At 76.1% G+C, this 14,885-nt stretch carries 18 protein-coding genes; 8 read left to right on the top strand and 10 right to left on the bottom strand.

Annotated features, from left to right (window positions below):
• Position 1: 1 nt before the first annotated feature.
• Both G1H19_RS15170 and G1H19_RS15165 read right to left on the bottom strand, forming a co-directional pair.
• A complete protein-coding gene (locus G1H19_RS15170) occupies positions 2–460 on the bottom strand; it encodes a hypothetical protein (RefSeq protein ID WP_152731893.1) in 459 nt (152 codons plus the stop codon).
• A gap of 36 nt (positions 461–496) precedes the next feature.
• The gene (locus G1H19_RS15165; RefSeq protein ID WP_152731891.1) at positions 497–706 is read right to left on the bottom strand and encodes a hypothetical protein; all 210 of its coding nucleotides are present in this window, start codon (positions 704–706) and stop codon (positions 497–499) included.
• A gap of 155 nt (positions 707–861) precedes the next feature.
• Here G1H19_RS15165 and G1H19_RS15160 point away from each other — a divergent pair, with 155 nt between their 5' ends.
• From G1H19_RS15160 to G1H19_RS15150, 3 genes are read left to right on the top strand one after another with little or no spacing between them, the layout of a single operon-like run.
• Positions 862–1,323 (top strand): GNAT family N-acetyltransferase, encoded by a 462-nt coding sequence (locus G1H19_RS15160; RefSeq protein ID WP_235928424.1) that lies wholly within the window; start codon positions 862–864, stop codon positions 1,321–1,323.
• A 59-nt stretch (positions 1,324–1,382) separates the two neighbouring features.
• Positions 1,383–1,949 carry an RNA polymerase sigma factor gene (locus tag G1H19_RS15155; RefSeq protein WP_152731889.1) on the top strand — a complete coding sequence of 189 codons (567 nt, stop codon included), beginning with the start codon at positions 1,383–1,385 and terminating at the stop codon, positions 1,947–1,949.
• Positions 1,946–2,692: a hypothetical protein gene (locus tag G1H19_RS15150; RefSeq protein WP_162393611.1), complete on the top strand. Its 747-nt coding sequence runs from the start codon at positions 1,946–1,948 to the stop codon at positions 2,690–2,692. Before G1H19_RS15155 ends, G1H19_RS15150 begins: the two co-directional genes overlap by 4 nt.
• Before the next feature lie 178 nt (positions 2,693–2,870).
• Here the strand turns inward: G1H19_RS15150 and G1H19_RS15145 are convergent, their stop codons facing one another.
• From G1H19_RS15145 to G1H19_RS15120, 5 genes are all read right to left on the bottom strand, one after another.
• Positions 2,871–3,323 (bottom strand): hypothetical protein, encoded by a 453-nt coding sequence (locus G1H19_RS15145; protein ID WP_152731887.1) that lies wholly within the window; start codon positions 3,321–3,323, stop codon positions 2,871–2,873.
• 67 nt (positions 3,324–3,390) lie between these two features.
• Positions 3,391–3,846, bottom strand: coding sequence for a PH domain-containing protein (locus G1H19_RS15140; protein WP_152731886.1), 456 nt, complete (start codon positions 3,844–3,846; stop codon positions 3,391–3,393).
• A gap of 135 nt (positions 3,847–3,981) precedes the next feature.
• On the bottom strand, positions 3,982–4,833 hold the full coding sequence (locus G1H19_RS15135; RefSeq protein ID WP_152731884.1) for an alpha/beta fold hydrolase: 852 nt from the start codon (positions 4,831–4,833) through the stop codon (positions 3,982–3,984).
• 79 nt (positions 4,834–4,912) lie between these two features.
• Entirely contained in the window at positions 4,913–5,686 is a 774-nt protein-coding gene (locus G1H19_RS24070; RefSeq protein ID WP_204282681.1) for a hypothetical protein, read from the bottom strand.
• Positions 5,687–5,990: 304 nt separating this feature from the next.
• The gene (locus G1H19_RS15120; RefSeq protein ID WP_162393597.1) at positions 5,991–6,266 is read right to left on the bottom strand and encodes a hypothetical protein; all 276 of its coding nucleotides are present in this window, start codon (positions 6,264–6,266) and stop codon (positions 5,991–5,993) included.
• Positions 6,267–6,291: 25 nt separating this feature from the next.
• Here G1H19_RS15120 and G1H19_RS15115 point away from each other — a divergent pair, with 25 nt between their 5' ends.
• The 5 genes from G1H19_RS15115 (at position 6,292) to G1H19_RS15095 (ending at position 11,998) form a co-directional block, all read left to right on the top strand.
• Positions 6,292–7,908, top strand: a complete 1,617-nt coding sequence (locus tag G1H19_RS15115) for a DEAD/DEAH box helicase family protein (RefSeq protein WP_235928425.1) — start codon at positions 6,292–6,294, stop codon at positions 7,906–7,908.
• A 36-nt stretch (positions 7,909–7,944) separates the two neighbouring features.
• A complete protein-coding gene (locus G1H19_RS15110; RefSeq protein ID WP_152731882.1) occupies positions 7,945–8,910 on the top strand; it encodes a MerR family transcriptional regulator in 966 nt (321 codons plus the stop codon).
• Positions 8,911–9,025: 115 nt separating this feature from the next.
• Positions 9,026–9,958: a bacteriorhodopsin-like gene (locus G1H19_RS15105; protein ID WP_202926026.1), complete on the top strand. Its 933-nt coding sequence runs from the start codon at positions 9,026–9,028 to the stop codon at positions 9,956–9,958.
• A 4-nt stretch (positions 9,959–9,962) separates the two neighbouring features.
• The gene (locus G1H19_RS15100; RefSeq protein WP_152731880.1) at positions 9,963–11,051 is read left to right on the top strand and encodes a beta-carotene 15,15'-dioxygenase, Brp/Blh family; all 1,089 of its coding nucleotides are present in this window, start codon (positions 9,963–9,965) and stop codon (positions 11,049–11,051) included.
• 32 nt (positions 11,052–11,083) lie between these two features.
• Entirely contained in the window at positions 11,084–11,998 is a 915-nt protein-coding gene (locus tag G1H19_RS15095; protein WP_152731878.1) for a PP2C family protein-serine/threonine phosphatase, read from the top strand.
• Positions 11,999–12,070: 72 nt separating this feature from the next.
• Here the strand turns inward: G1H19_RS15095 and G1H19_RS15090 are convergent, their stop codons facing one another.
• The 3 genes from G1H19_RS15090 to G1H19_RS15080 all read right to left on the bottom strand — a co-directional run bounded on the left by G1H19_RS15090 (position 12,071) and on the right by G1H19_RS15080 (position 14,735).
• Positions 12,071–12,550: a GNAT family N-acetyltransferase gene (locus G1H19_RS15090; protein WP_162393613.1), complete on the bottom strand. Its 480-nt coding sequence runs from the start codon at positions 12,548–12,550 to the stop codon at positions 12,071–12,073.
• Positions 12,551–12,639: 89 nt separating this feature from the next.
• A complete protein-coding gene (locus G1H19_RS15085; protein ID WP_162393614.1) occupies positions 12,640–14,178 on the bottom strand; it encodes a flotillin family protein in 1,539 nt (512 codons plus the stop codon).
• Positions 14,175–14,735, bottom strand: a complete 561-nt coding sequence (locus G1H19_RS15080; protein ID WP_152731874.1) for an NfeD family protein — start codon at positions 14,733–14,735, stop codon at positions 14,175–14,177. The genes G1H19_RS15085 and G1H19_RS15080 overlap by 4 nt, the downstream gene beginning before the upstream one ends.
• Positions 14,736–14,885 lie beyond the last annotated feature (150 nt).

The following is a 14,885-nucleotide window of genomic DNA, read 5'->3' as shown; positions in this document are numbered from 1 at the left end:
GTCAGCCGGCGGGCTGCCCGGCCCAGTCGCGCAGCTCCCGGGCCTGCGCGGCGGCCACGGACCACGTCCGTGCGGTCCCGGGCAGCCAGAGCGGCTCGGCACCGTCGACGGTGACCTCGAGGCCGTACCCGCCGCGGCCGTGACGGGCCTGCACGTCCCGGACGGACGACCGGGGGAGCTGCTCGGTGCGGCGATCGCGGCGGACCAGCAGGGCGTCGACGGTGACCTGGCGGAGCTGCGGTACCGGGTGCCGCCACCAGACCAGGGCAGCTCCCGCACCCAGCAGGACGTGCGCGACGGCCGTCCAGACAGCCCCGGTCAGCCCCTCTGCCACGGCGAGGGCCAGGAACACCACCGCCAGCAGACCCTGCGCGACCGGCCGGCGCCGGCGCCGCCCGATCAGCTGGGCGAGCGCAGCGGCGTCCGGCGACCGGGTGCCGGTCTGCTGCGTCGTCCGCACGGGCCCATCATGATCCGTCCCGGACGGACGTGCAGGTCAGCGACGGCGCAGCCGGGCCCGCTCGAAGCGGACGACGCCGGTCTCGGCCTCGTCGACCAGGTGGGCGAAGTGCTCGGCGCCCAGCTCGTCGGGGCCCATGCCCCGGGCGGTGAAGTGGGCGGCGACGGCCCTGCGGAGGTCGGCGACGGAACGGAAGTCGGTGGGCAGGGCACCCGGCGCGGTCTCGGCCACGGTCATCATGCTCATGCCGGGGAATCTGGCACGGGGGTCTGACAGGAACCTGTGCGGATGCTTGCGGTGACCCCTCAGGCCCCACCGGCCCCACGACCGGACCGGGCCGCGCACGCGGGTGTACGACACTTCCCGGACCAGCTGTGCGGACGTCCCGGCGGGAGAGGTGGGTGACGGTGCGGATCGAGGTCGACGACCTGACCCGGCCGGCGGTGGTCGGGCTGCTGGCCGAGCACCTGGCCGACATGCACGCCACGTCGCCCGCGTGCAGCGTGCACGCGCTGGACCTGACCGGCCTGCGCGACCCCGCGGTCACCGTCTGGACCGCCTGGGACGGCGACACGCTGCTGGGCTGCGCGGCGCTCAAGCGCCTGTCCGCCGACCACGGCGAGGTGAAGTCGATGCGGACGGCGTCCGCCGCCCGCGGCCGCGGCGTGGGCGCCACCCTGCTCGCGCACCTGCTCGCCGAGGCCCGCCGCCGCGGCTGGACGCGGCTGTCGCTGGAGACCGGCTCGCAGGACGCCTTCGGCCCGGCCCGCCGGCTCTACCTGCGGCACGGCTTCGAGCCCTGCCCGCCGTTCGCCGACTACACCGACGACCCGAACAGCACGTACTTGAACCGCCTGCTGTGAGCGGCGGGGACTCGTCGCGGCCGACGTAAGGGAGACCCGTCGTCCGGACATTGCAGGGTATGAGAGACCAACCGCCGGACGACGGCGCCGTCCGGTTCACCGCCCTGTGGGAGGCACACGCGGGCCGGGTGCTCGCCTACGCCACCCGGCACGTCGGCGCGCACGACGCCCAGGAGGTGGTCGCCGAGACGTTCCTGGTGGCGTGGCGGCGGCTGGCCGACGTGCCGGGGCAGCCGCTGCCGTGGCTGCTGGTCGTGGCCCGCAACACCGTGGCCAACCACCGCCGCTCCTCCCATCGCGGGGCAGTGCTGCAAGGTGAGCTGGCCCGGCTGCAGGAGACGGCCGCCGGTGCCGGCGCCGACGTGACCGCCACCGACCGTGCCGCGGCGTTGGCCCGGCTCGCTGCCCTGTCCGCCAAGGAGCGGGAGGCGCTGCTGCTGGTGAACTGGGACGGGCTGTCGCCGTCCGACGCCGCCCAGGTCGCGGGCTGCTCGGTGAGCGCGTTCCACGTGCGCCTGCACCGAGCGCGCAGGCGTCTGCAGTCCGGCGACCCAGACCCGGCGCACGGCCCCGACCGGCCCCTGCCCGCCACCCCGACCCGTCGTGCAGTGAGGACCCTTCGATGACCACGCAGCACCCCACCCCGCCCGACCTGCTCGCCGTGCTGGCGGCCGTCCGGCCGGACCCGGACGCCGACCGGGGGTGGTCGCTGCAGGACCAGGCCGCCGTCCGCGCACGGATCATGACGGACACGTCCCGCCCGGCCGACGAGCTCGCGGCCCGCCGGGGCCGGCGCCGGGTCGTCGCGCTGGTCACCGTTGGCCTGCTGCTGACCGGGGGTGGTGCCGTCGCCGGCGGTCTGGTGCCGCAGGCCTTCACCGACCGGTTCCCGTACTGGGCCGACGGCGGCCCGTCGCAGCCCTCGGTCGACCCCGCGGACGCCGAGCGGGTGGCCACGGCGCCCGGGCCGGACGGCCTGGTGTTCTCCCTCGTCGTCGCCCGAGCGGACAGCGACCCCGACCACCACTGCACGGTGGCGGTCTTCGAGACGGCGGAGAGCGCTGTCCGGCCGGGACCGTCGGAGTTCACCGACGTCTCCAACAACTCCTGCCACAGCGGGCCGGAGTCGACCGGTCCGTTCGGCGCCGGGGACGTCGTGTGGGCCGACGGCTACTGGGTGTGGGACGCGCCCAGCGGTGATGCCGTCCGCGCCGAGCTGCGCACGTCGGCGGGGGAGACCTACCCGGTGGTGAGCTACGGCGGGTCCTTCTACGGCTGGTTCCCGGCGCTCGGCCAGGACGAGCCGCGGGAGGCGGAGCTCATCGGCTACGCCGCCGACGGCACCGAGGTCGGCCGCATCCAGCTCTGAGCCGCTCCTCGGTGTGCTGCTCTTGCGGTGTTGCCATGGCTCCTGCGGTGTTGCAGCACCGCAGGAGCAGGCAGGACACCGCAGGAGCACACAGATCACCGCAGGGGGCGTGGCCGCGGTGGGGCGTTCCCGCGGGAACGGGCCGCGGTGGGACGTTCCCGCGGGAACGCCCGGCCGGTCAGGCGTGCAGCCAGGCGGTGAGCTGCCGGCGCTGGGCGGCGGCCTCCTCGAGCGAGCGGGCGGTGCCGGGGGCGCGGACGACCCGGCCGGTGCACAGGACCACCAGGCCGGGATCGCGGAACCAGCGGCGGGGGAGCAGCTCGACGCCGGTGACGTCCGCCCGCGCCAGCCGGACGCTGCCGACGACCTGGCGGCTCACCCGGAGGACGTCGCCCCGGGCCACCACGGTGGGGCGACAGGTCCCGGCCAGCGCCAGGAACCAGGAGGCCGCGATCACGGCGAGGAAGGCGACGTCCCGGCCGGGGTCGCCCTCAGCGACGGCCACCCCGAGCCGTCCCGTGCAGAGCACGGCGACGACGGCGAACAGGGCACGCGTGCCGGTGGTGCCGGTCGACCGGCCCAGCACGACGTCCCGGCGGGAGGTCGTCTCGGTGGTGCGGGCGTCGTCCACGGTGTCGATCCTGCGGCCGGGCCGTCCCGGCCGCCACGGGGTCACCGACCCCGGGACGTCGGGACCGTCAGCGCTGCAGCCAGGCCCGCAGGCGGCGGTGCTGGTCCTCCAGCGCGGCCCCGCGCCAGGGCAGGGACGCCGTCGCGTCGAGGCGGACCGACGAGCCGTCCCGGAGCTCCAGCTGGAGCATCGCCCCCTGCGCCACCCCCTGCATCCCGCGCGGCGGCAGCCGGACGTCCTCGATGTCCGCGCGCTCGTAGGTCGTCGTGCGCAGCCTGTTCACCACCCGGAGCCGCCCGTCGGCCGTGGTGGACACCGACAGCAGCACGGCGCGGACGAAGAACCCGCACCAGAGGAGGCTGAAGGGGACGAGGAAGACGAGCAACCCGGTGTCGCCGTCACGCAGGGTGTCCAGCAGCAGTGGCCCCAGGAAGGTCGCGACGGCGAACACCAGCACCCCGACGAACAGGACGCGGAAGACCAGCGGCGGCCGGATGACGACCATCTCCGAGGGGTGGGTCACCGGGCGACCTGCTCGGGACGCCGGTCGGCCGGGCGGGGGTCGCTGTCCACGGCGACGATCATGGGTGCCCGCCGGACGGGCTGCCACGCGCACCGCCCGATCGGGTGAACGGCCGCCCGGGTCAGTTGCCCGCGGTCACCGCTCCACCTGCTGCAGGAACCGCTCCAGGGTGGCCACGAAGACCTCGGGCTGCTCGGAGTGCACCCAGTGCCCGGCGTGCTTCACCCGCACCAGCCGGGTGGCCGGGAAGAGCTCGTCCATCCGCCGCCGGTCGCGGTCCAGCACGTAGGTCGACGACGCCCCGGCGATCCAGAGCACCGGGCCGCCGAACACCGCGCCGGGCGGCGGGTCGGGGAACCCGCGCAGCTCGCCCAGGTCGCGGGCCAGCACGTCGAGGTTCAGCCGCCACCGCCATCTCTGCCGGCCGTCGCCACCACCGACGCCGTCGCGCACCAGCGACTGCAGCAGGAAGGCCCGCACCATGTCACTGGGCACCACCGGCCGCAGGGCCTCGTCGGCCTGCTCCCGGCTGGTCAGCGACGCCAGGTCCACGGCCTGCATCGCGGCGATGAACGCGGCGAACGGCGAGGCCTCTTCGTCCGGGTCGTCGGTGCGCCCCCCGGTCTCCGGGTAGGACGACGGCGCGATGTCGACGACGACGAGCGCCCGCAGCAGGTCCGGGTGCCGCAGCGCCAGCTGCATGGCCACCTTGCCGCCCATCGAGTGCCCGACCAGCGTCACCGGCTCCCCGTAGGAGGCGATCTCCGCGGCCAGCAGCTCGGCCATGTCCAGGTAGTCCACCCGGTCGGTCCAGGGCGAGTGACCGTGGTTGGGCAGGTCCAGCAGCGTCACCCGGCGGCCCTGCGCGGCCAGCGTCCGGGCGATCGTCGTCCAGTTGCGGCCCTGGCCGAACAGCCCGTGCACGAAGACCACCCGCGGGCCGGCGTCGCCCAGCGTCCGGCCGGCGAGCTGCACGTCCTCGGTCATGCGGTCCATCCCACCAGACGGCGCAGCGCCCCGGGCCGGTGAGGGCCGGGGCGCTGCGGACTCGCGTGGCGGGGAGCGGTCAGCCGCCGTGGCCCTTGCCACCGCCCTTCCCGTTGCCGCCGTTGCCGTGGCCGCCCTGGCTGCCGGAGTCAACGGACGGCGCCTCCGGAGCGGGAGCCGGAGCGGGTGCAGGCGCAGGAGCCGGTGCGGGTGCAGGCGCCGGGTCGCCGCCGCGGTCGCGGGCCGCGGAGGACACCGCCCGGCCGTGCTCGCGGCCGGACTCGAAGCTCTGGTGCGCGACCTCCGACACCGCCTGACCGTGGTTGCGGGGCGCGGGGGCCGGCTCGGTGGGCTCGGGCTCCGTGGTCGGGTCGGTGGGCTCCGTCGTGGGGTCGGTCGGCTCGGTGGTCGGGTCGGTGGGCTCGGTGGTCGGGTCGGTCGGCTCCGTGGTCGGGTCGGTGGGCTCCGTCGTGGGGTCGGTCGGCTCCGTCGTGGGGTCGGTGGGCTCCGTGGTCGGGTCGGTGGGCTCCGTCGTGGGGTCGGTCGGCTCCGTCGTGGGGTCGGTGGGCTCCGTGGTCGGGTCGGTCGGCGCGGTCGTGGGGTCGGTGGGCTCGGTGGTGGGGTCGGCCGGGTCGGAGGTCGCGGCGGCAGGGCCGGTGCCGGCGTCGGCGTCGGCGTCGGCGTCGGCCACCGTCGTCCCGACGGTGCTGGAGACCGGCTCGGCGGCCACGGTCTGGGCGGCCGCGGCGGCACCGGTGCCGAGCACGGTGATCGCGGCAGCGCCGGCGACGACCTTGCCGGCGATGCCAGCGGGGACGGCCTTGGCGAGGAGTGCGGACAGGGCGGGGTTCACGGCGTCTCCGAGGGCGTGGGGCGACTGTGGGGGTCGTGGTGTGCAGGGGGTCCCTGACTCACGACTCACATCGGCGGCCCCGCTCGGTTCCTCGAGGTCATTCCGCCGGACGTGTCGTCCATGTCACTCCGCGTCACCGGAGCGGTCGTGCGGCTCCCCGTCCGTGTGCGGCCAGCCGCTCGGTCGGCGCAGCCGCGGGGGACGGACCCGGCGAGGGACGGCCGGCACCGGGGCACCCCTGCGGAGGAGGCCGGACCGGGTCGGGGCCGTCGCGGCCGTCCCGGCCGGGCGTCCCGGCGGCCTGTCACCCCTGTCTGCCACCCTGGCTGCCACCCCGGCCTGCCGCGCCGTCCGGGGCGGCGCCGTCCAGCGTCCACGGCGCACCGCCGGCCGACCAGGAGGTACCCGTGCCCGCACGTCGCCGGCGCTCCACCAGCACGTCCCGGTCGACCAGCACGTCCCGCTCCACGAGCAGGTCCCGCTCCACCACGTCGCGCTCCACCGCGGCGGGGAAGCCCGCTGCGCGCACGGCGCCCACCGCGCGCACGAAGGCCGCCGCGCCGGCCGACGGCCTGCCCACCGCCGGCCCCGGCGAGCGGGTGTGGGTGCTCGCCGTCCCGTTCCGGGCACCGGCGCCCGGGGCGGTCTGGCACGCCGGGCTCTCCGCGCACGTGTACGTCGGCCCGTCGCTGCCCGCGGCCCTGGCGCCCTACGACCCGCCGCCGCACACCCTCGAGCGGTTCCTCGAGGACGAGCTGAACACCACGCCGCGCCCGCTGCCCGCCGTCCCGGTGGTGCAGCCGCGACCGGAGCAGGTCACCGGCGCCGCGGCCATCGCCGCCCACGCGGCGGCGGGCGGCCGGATGTTCCTGCTCGGCGACGACCCCGGCGTCGGCAAGACCGGCACCGCGGTGCTGGCCGTGCAGCAGATCGCCCGGCAGCGGCCCGTGCGCACCGTGCTGGTCGTGGCCGACCGGCCCGCGGCGATCACCGTGCCGCACTGGACCCGGTCGATCGGCGCCTTCGGTGGCTCCGCGGACGGGGCGCAGGGCCTGCGCTGGTGCGTCACCACCTGGGACCGGCTCGCCAAGGTCGCCTCGGTGACCACGGTGGCCGGGGCGTTCGACGTCGTGGTGGCCGACGAGGCGCACATGGTGCGGCACACGACCACCCAGCGTTGGAAGCACTGGAAGGCGGTGTCCGGCTCCGGCCGGGTGAAGGACGCCCCCTTCGTGCTGCTGGCGACGGCGACCCCGGCGCACAGCCCGCTGGAGCTGCCCTACCTGGCCCCGCACCTGGCCGCGCTGCACGGGGAACCGCTGCGGGCATGGGCCGACCTGCCGGCCCGACTGGCCGAGCACGGGTTCCACGTGGAACGTGGCCGCTACGGCTGGGAGTGGACCGAGGACGCCGGCGAGCGGCGGGCCGACCTGGCCCGGCTGCGCGGCTGGCTGACCGACACCGACCCGCCGTCCACGCTGTACCGGGCCGCGCCGTGGGGCCCGGTGTCGGTGACCGGCACGCCGGTGGCGCTCACCCCGGCCGAGCGCGCGCAGTACGAGGCCGAGTGGTCGCAGTTCCGCGAGGAGATGCAGCTGGCCCGCCGCGGCCGGCAGACGGCCCGGGGCCGGGCCGCCCTGCTGCGCTTCCGGCAGAAGGCCGGGCTGATCCGGGTGCAGGCCACCGTCGACTGGGTGCGCGCGCAGGTCGAGGCGGAGCGGCAGGTGGCGGTCTCGGTGGAGTTCGTGGAGACCGCGGCCGACCCGATCCGCACCGCCCTGCTCGACGCCGGCGTCCCGGTGGCCGGCATCTACGGGCGCGACCGTTTCGACGTCGAGGCCGAGCGGCTGCGCTTCCAGACCGGCGAGGCCGCCGTCTGCGTGTTCACCGTGACCGCCTCGATCAGCCTGCACGCCCACGAGCAGCTGCCCGGCGGTCGGACGGCGTCCGGGCTGCCCCGGGTGGGGCTGTTCCACCAGCCGCGGTTCTCCGGCATCGGCGCCCGCCAGGTCACCGGCCGCACGCACCGCGACCACCAGTTGTCCCCGTGGCGCATCGCCTACGCCGAGGACACCGTGGAGGAGCAGGTGGCCCGGGTCATGGTCGAGCGGCTCGCCGTCACCGGCTCCACCGCCGGCGGCGACACGGCCGGGCTGCGCGAGATCGCCGAGCTGCTGGACGCCGACTGGCTGCCCGCGACCAGCCTCACCGGGGCGGACTGAGCTCGCGCCCGGCGCACGGCCGGTCATGATGGGCCGGTGAGCACCCAGCCGGCCGAGCCGCAGGGCCTCACCGTGGGAGCCGCGGCCGCCCGGCTCGGCGTCGCCCCGGAGACCCTGCGCAGCTGGGGACGGCGCTACGGCCTGGGCCCCAGCACGCACACCACTGGTGGGCACCGCCGCTACAGCCAGGCCGACGTCGACCTGCTCGTGCAGATGCAGCGCCTGGTCTCCACCGGCCACACGCCCGCCGAGGCGGCCCGGATGGTGCAGGAGTCACCCGCGCCCGGGTCGGCGCCGTCCGACGACCGGCCGGCCACCCCCGCCCCGCAGCCCGGACGCCGGCGACCCGGCGGACCCGGCGGCAACGTGCTGGCGGTGCCGGGCGCACCGCCGGAGGCCCGCGGGCTGGCCCGCGCCGCTGCCCGGCTGGACGCCGACGCGGTGCACGCCCTGCTGGGCGACCTGCTCGCCGAGCGGGGCACGATCGCCACCTGGGACGAGGTGCTGCGGCCGGTGCTGGTGGCCGCGGGCCAGCGGTGGGCGGAGACCGGCGGCGGGGTGGACATCGAGCACCTGCTGAGCGAGGCGACCACCGAGGCGCTGCGGGCGCACCGCGCCTGCCAGCTGCGCCCGGTGGCCGGGCGGTCGGTGCTGCTCACCTCGCCGCCCGGCGACTGGCACGTGCTGCCGCTGCACGCCCTGGCCGCGGCGCTGGCCGAGCAGCGGGTTCCGGCCCAGGTGATGGGACAGCTGCCGGCGGCCGCGCTCGGCTCGGCGGTGCGGCGCACGGGCGCGTCGGCCGTGTTCGTGTGGAGCCAGCGGCCCAGCGGCCCCGGCGTCCCGGTGCCGGAGCTGCCGATGGACGCACTGCCGCGCACCCGGCCCGCGGTGCGGGTGGTCGTGGGCGGCCCCGGCTGGACCGACGCCCCGCTGCCGGCGTCGGTCTACCGCTCGGTGAGCCTGGCCGACGCCGTCCGGGAACTGCAGGCCGCACCTCGCTGAACGTCACAACCTGTGCAAGTTGGCACGCCCAGACGGACGGGTCTATACCGGATGCATCCGGAAAACGGTGCGACCCGCGCGACTCGTCGCGGGCGCTGTCCAGCTCGAAGGGCCGATGATGTCCCTCAACGCCGCATCCGCCGACATCCCGTCGCTGTCCGCGACCAGCTACGCGACGGTCTACAACCTGTTCTCGCTGGTGATCGCCAGCATGCTGTTCACCGCGCTGTTCCTGCTGTTCTCGCAACGGCAGGTCACCCCGAGGTACCGGAACGCGATCGTCGTCTCCGCGATCGTCTGCGGGATCGCGGCGTACCACTACTTCCGGATCTTCAACAACTTCGAGGCCAGCTACCCGCCCGGGGCCACCGTCGACTCCGTGCACGAGCTGTCCAACGTCCGCTTCAACGAGGGCTACCGGTACGTCGACTGGCTGCTGACCGTGCCGCTGCTGCTGATCGAGACGGTCGCGGTGATGGCCCTGACCCGGGGCGAGTCCAAGAGCCTGCTGGTCAAGCTGGTACCGGCGTCCGCGCTCATGATCGTCCTCGGCTACCCCGGTGAGATCTCGCTGGACACCAGCACCCGGCTGATCTGGGGCACGCTGTCGACGATCCCGTTCCTGTACCTGCTCTACGTGCTCTTCGTGGAGCTGTCGAAGTCGCTGGACCGGCAGCCGCCGGAGGTCGTGCACACGATCAAGATGCTGCGGCTGGCCCTGGTCGGGCTGTGGGGCGTGTACCCCATCGCCTACCTCTTCCCGATCCTGGGCGGCGACTTCTTCACCGGCGAGGGCGGCTTCGTGCTGAAGCAGGCCGGTTACTCGATCGCCGACATCCTCGCCAAGGCGGCGTTCGGCCTGGCCATCTACAAGGTGGCCCGGGTCAAGAGCCGGCTGGAGGACCCGAGCCGGGACGAGGAACACGCCGCGGTCCCGACCGTCGACGGGCACGCGTCCGGCTCCAACGGGGCGCGCAGCGCCGACGAGCGGGTGGCCGCGGCCGGCGCCGTCAACGGCCGGGCCGCCAGCAGCCGCCGGCCCGCCTGAGCCGGTGGTCGCTGCACACGGCGCGCGTCCGGCCGGGGTCGTCCCCCGGCCGGGCGCGCGCCGGCAGCCCGCCCGCCACGTCCGCTCCGGGACGGCGGGCACCCCGGCCGCGCGGACAGCGCGGGCCTGCTCGACGGTCGGCGTGGCCGGCGTGCTCGCCGTCCTGGTGGCCCAGCTCGTCGCGCCCGGCGCGGTGGCGGCGGCCGGGGTGCCGCTGGCGCTGATCGGCATCGTGCTCGGCGTGCCGCACGGCGCGGTGGACCACATGGTCCCGTTCTGGACCAGCGGCCGCCGCCCGGACCGCGCCGCCCTGGCCCGCGTGCTCACCGGGTACCTGCTGGTGGCCGCGGCCGCCGCCACCGCGCTGCTGGTGCTGCCCACGGTGACCGTGCTGGTGTTCCTGGTCGTCTCGGCGGTGCACTTCGGCACGGCCGAGGTGGCGGTGGCGGCCGAGCGGGCGGGCCGGCCCACACCCGGTCCCACCCAGGAGGTGCTGCTGGCGGCGGCGCACGGCGCGGCTGTCGTCGTCCTGCCGGTGGCGCTGTGGCCGGGGGAGTCCGCGGCCGTGCTGGGGCGGCTGGCCCCGGCGCTGTCGGTGCCGGCGCCGCCGGTGCTGCGGGCCGCGTTGCTGCTGGTGCTGGCCGGGCTCGTGCTGGCCGCCGTGGTGCACCTGCTGCGACTCCACCGCACGGGGCAGACCGCGGAGCTGCTGCTGGTGGTGGCGCTGTTCGCCGTCGTGCCGCCGCTGGCCGCGTTCGGCGTCTACTTCGCCGGCTGGCACGCGCTGCGGCACACCGGCCGCCTGCTCGGGCTGCCCGGTCGGGACGGCGCCGTGCCGTCCGCGGGGCGGGCCGTGGCCCGGCTGGCCCTGCACGCGGCGCTGCCCACCGCGGTGACGCTGGCGGTGGTGGTGGTGCTGGTCGGCGGCCGGGCCCCGGACGCCGCGGTGGGGGTCGCGCTCGGCGTCCTGGTGGCGCTCACCTTCCCGCACGTGCGGTCGGTGGCGCTGCTGGACCGGTGGTCCCGTGGGGCCCGTTCCCGCGGGTCTGCGAGCCGTGGGCGGTCGGTGACCTATGGTCGCCGGGCCGGGTGAACGCCAGGAGCGCAGCGTGAGGGGGGTGGGCGGTGTTCGAGTTCGACGCCGCCGCGGTGTCCCGCACGGGTCCGCGCCCGGACAACCAGGACTCCGCGCTCGCCGGCAGCCGGCTGATCGCGGTCGCCGACGGCGTGGGCGGCAACGTGGGCGGCGCGGTCGCCTCCTCGCTGGTGGCCAGCTGGCTGGCGCCGCTGGGCTGCGGCGTCGGCGGTCTGGGTGGCCCGGACGCGCTGGCCCGGCTGGTGCGGCGGGCCAACGCCCGGATCACCGCGGGCTGCGCGGTCCGCCCGGCGCTGCGCGGCATGGCCACGACGCTGGTGGCCCTCACCGCCGACGAGACCGGGGTGAGCCTGGCCCACATCGGCGACTCCCGCGGCTACCTGCTGCGCGACGGGGTGCTCACCCAGGTCACCAAGGACCACTCCCTGGTGCAGGCCCTGGTGGACGCCGGCCGGCTGGCCCCGGAGGACGTGTCCACGCACCCCCAGCGCTCGGTGGTCTACGCCGCGCTGCACGGTGGGCACGACGACACCGACGGTCTGGACGTGAGCGTGCTCGACGTCCGGGGCGGTGACCGGTTGATGGTCTGCTCCGACGGGCTGTCCGACGTGGTGCCGGCCGCGCACCTGGCCGCCGCGCTGGTGTCCGCCGGCAGCCCGGAGGACGCGTGCCACTCGCTGCTGCGGGCCGCGCTCGACGCCCCCGCGCACGACAACATCACCATCGTGGTGGCCGACGTCGTCGAGGTGCCGGGCGCGCCGGGCATCCGCCGTCCGGACCCGGTGCTGGCGCTGGAGACCGCGCCGCTGGACCTGTCCTCGCTGACCACCGACACCGCCCCGTTCGCCGGCCCGTCCACGACCCGCGCCACCGTCCGCACCTACGGTGCCGCCGCCTCCGCCCGCGAGGACGTCACCCAGGTCCTCGAGACCCTCTGGCCGTAGCCGGACCAGCGCCACGGACCCGTCGTCCCGTCGCGGGGGCCGGAGGCCTCCCGACGGGACGACCGGAGTCGCTCAACGCAGCTCGGGCACGCCCCCTGGCGGCGGTGCGATCCGGAGGATCGCCATGTGACAGTGCGGGATCCCGTCCTCCACGTAGTCCGGCCCGGTGCGCACGAAACCGAGGCGCCCGTACCAGCCCTCCAGGTGGGCCTGGGCGCCGATGTCGATCCGCCGCCCGTCGCAGAGGGCGATCGCCTGCCGCAGCAGCAGCTCGGACAGCCCGCGGCCGCGGGCGCCGGCGGCGGTGCAGACCCGGCCGATGGCCCGGTCCTCGCCGTCGTGCAGCAGCCGCAGGGTGGACAGCACCTCGCCGTCGGGACCGGGCACCCACAGGTGCAGCGTGCCCGGTTCGGCGTCCCGGCCGTCGAGCTCGGGGTAGGGGCAGGTCTGCTCGACGACGAACACGTCGACGCGCAGCCGCAGCAGCCCGTAGAGCTCGGCCGGGGTCAGCTCGGCGAAGCGTGCGGCGCGCACGGGCGGGGATGAGGTCACCGGTGCATCCTGCCCGCACGATGAACGCCCCGGCCCCGTCCACGGGCGGTGGACGGGGCCGGGGCGTTCATCGTGGGCCAGGGGGCGGGTCAGGGGTGGCCGTTGTCGGAGCCGTCGACGGGGACGCGGGTCACCGCGGTGGAGCCGGCGTCGGTCACCGCACCGGAGGCCGAGCCGCCGAGCCGGCGCAGCAGCGCGCCCAGGTCCAGGCCGGTGAGGTCACCGGACAGCTGCAGGCCCTGGGCGACGTTGCCGGCCACCGACCGGGTGAGGGAGTTGGCGCCGTCGGTGGAGATGATCGTCATCTTGTCCACCCCGGCCAGCGGTGCGGCCGCGGCGGCGACCACCTCGGGCAGCACCTTGACCAGCAGGTCGAGGATGGCGGCCTCGCCGTAGCTGTTGAACGCCACGGACCGGGCGTCCATGGCCGACGCCTCGGCCTGGCCGCGGGCCAGGATGGCCGAGGCCTCGGCGGCGCCCTCCCGCTCGACGGCGTCGGCGATGGCCTGCCGGCGCAGCTTCTCGGCCTCACCGCGCTTGGCGCCCTCGATGGCCTCGGCCTCGGCCAGCGCCGAGCGGCGGGCCCGCTCGCCCTCACCGGAGAGCCGGGCCTGCTCGGCGGCGGCCTGGGCGGCGGCGATGGTGGCCTGCCGCTGCGCCTCGGCGGTGAGGATCGCGGAGTTCTTGCGCCCCTCGGCCTCCTGCTCGACGCGGTACCGCTCGGCGTCGGCGGGCCGGCGGACCTTGGTGTCCAGCTGGGCCTGGGTGAGGGTGGCGGTGCGGGTGGCGACCTTCTCCTGCGCGGCCAGCACCTCCTGGTCCTGCGCGGCCTGCGCCAGCGGTCCGGCCGCGGCGGCGCGCGCCTTGGCGGCGTCGGTCTCGGCGGTGATCTCGGCCTGCTTGAGGGCCAGCTGTCGCTGGGAGATGGCGATGGCCTCGTCGGCCAGCAGCTGCTCCTGCTGCGCGGCCTGCCGGGCCCGCGCCTCGGCGATGGAGGCCTCCTTCTGCACCCGGGCGGCCTCGGGGCGGCCCAGGTCGGCGAGGTAGCTGCCCTCGGCCTGGATGTCCTGCAGCTGGAAGGTGTCCAGCACCAGGCCCTGACCGGTCAGCGACGTCTCGGCCTCCTCGGCGACGGCGGAGGCGAACGCGGCGCGGTCCCGGATGATCTCCTCGATCGTCAGCCGGCCCACGATGGAGCGCAGCGCACCGGCCAGCACCTCGGAGGTGAAGGTGTCGATGCCCTGCTGCTGGTTGAGGAAGCGCTGGGCGGCGGCCCGGATCGACTGCTCGCTGCCGCCGACCTTGACGATGGCCACGCCCTCCAGGTCGCACTTCACGCCCTGCTTGCTCACCGCACCGCGGATGCCGACCGGGATGCGCCGGCTGGACAGGTCGATCGAGTGCAGCTTCTGCACCACGGGCAGCACGAAGACGCTGGCGCCCATGACGACCTTCTGCCCGCTCATGTCGCGGCTGGTCGCGCCGTCCGTGCCGGTGACCGACCGGCCCTGCCGGCCGGTGACCAGGAACGCCTGGTTGGGTCCGGCCACCTTGATCCGGGAGAGCACGAGCAGCACGAGCAGGACCACGAGGACGGCGATGCCGCCGAGGGCGATGAGCAGGGTCACGGAGCGGCTCCAGGGTCTGAGGAGGTGGCGGGCGGCAGGTCGGGGGCGGTGGAGACGACCTCGACGGAGGTCTCCGAGGGGGTGGCGACGACGTAGACCGGGGTCCCGGCCGGCAGCGGCAGCTCGCTGCGGGCGTGGTACTTCAGCTGCTGCCCGCCCACGGTGAGCCGCACCTCGCCCAGGCCACCGCGGGGGATGGCCGAGAGCACCACGCCCTGGGTGCCCAGCAGGTGGGCGGTGGTCAGGGTGGGCTCGGTGGGCATGTCCCGCAGCACCGCGGCCAGCCGCACCGCGCCGAGCGCCAGCGGGACGGCGACGACGAGCCCCACGCCGAGGCCCAGCAGCACCGTGACGGCGCCGGGCAGGGCCGGCAGCAGCGCGGTGGCCGCGGCGCCACCGAAGCCGATGCCGCCGACGAACGCGGCCATGGCCGGCAGCGAGAACGGCCCGTCGGCGTCGCCGAGGCCCAGCTCGACCTCGCCGGCGACCAGCGAGACCAGCAGCAGGAGCAGCCCGACCCCGCCGGCGACGAGGAAGGCCACGGCGATCGGGTCCACGCTGGGCCACCTCCGGGTCGACGGGACGGACGGTGCCAGGTGGTGACCGGCCGATCAAGCGGGCAGCCGGACGGGTGGCACCTCCCCACCCGACCGGGTGACCAGGGCGTCCAGCAGCTCCAGCGCGGGCACCGACCGGTCGATGCGCTC

The sequence above is a fragment of the Goekera deserti genome (assembly GCF_010685995.1).
In the GTDB taxonomy this organism is placed as follows: domain Bacteria; phylum Actinomycetota; class Actinomycetes; order Mycobacteriales; family Geodermatophilaceae; genus Goekera; species Goekera deserti.
This window is presented reverse-complemented; position numbering and strand designations above follow the sequence as displayed.

Coding starts and splice junctions, on each gene's coding strand:
- G1H19_RS15105 (WP_202926026.1), top strand. CDS start 9,026: ATGATGTCCCTCAACGCCGCATCCGCCGACATCCCGTCGCTGTCCGCG.
- G1H19_RS15155 (WP_152731889.1), top strand. CDS start 1,383: ATGAGAGACCAACCGCCGGACGACGGCGCCGTCCGGTTCACCGCCCTG.
- G1H19_RS15135 (WP_152731884.1), bottom strand. CDS start 4,833: ATGACCGAGGACGTGCAGCTCGCCGGCCGGACGCTGGGCGACGCCGGC.
- G1H19_RS15150 (WP_162393611.1), top strand. CDS start 1,946: ATGACCACGCAGCACCCCACCCCGCCCGACCTGCTCGCCGTGCTGGCG.
- G1H19_RS15165 (WP_152731891.1), bottom strand. CDS start 706: ATGAGCATGATGACCGTGGCCGAGACCGCGCCGGGTGCCCTGCCCACC.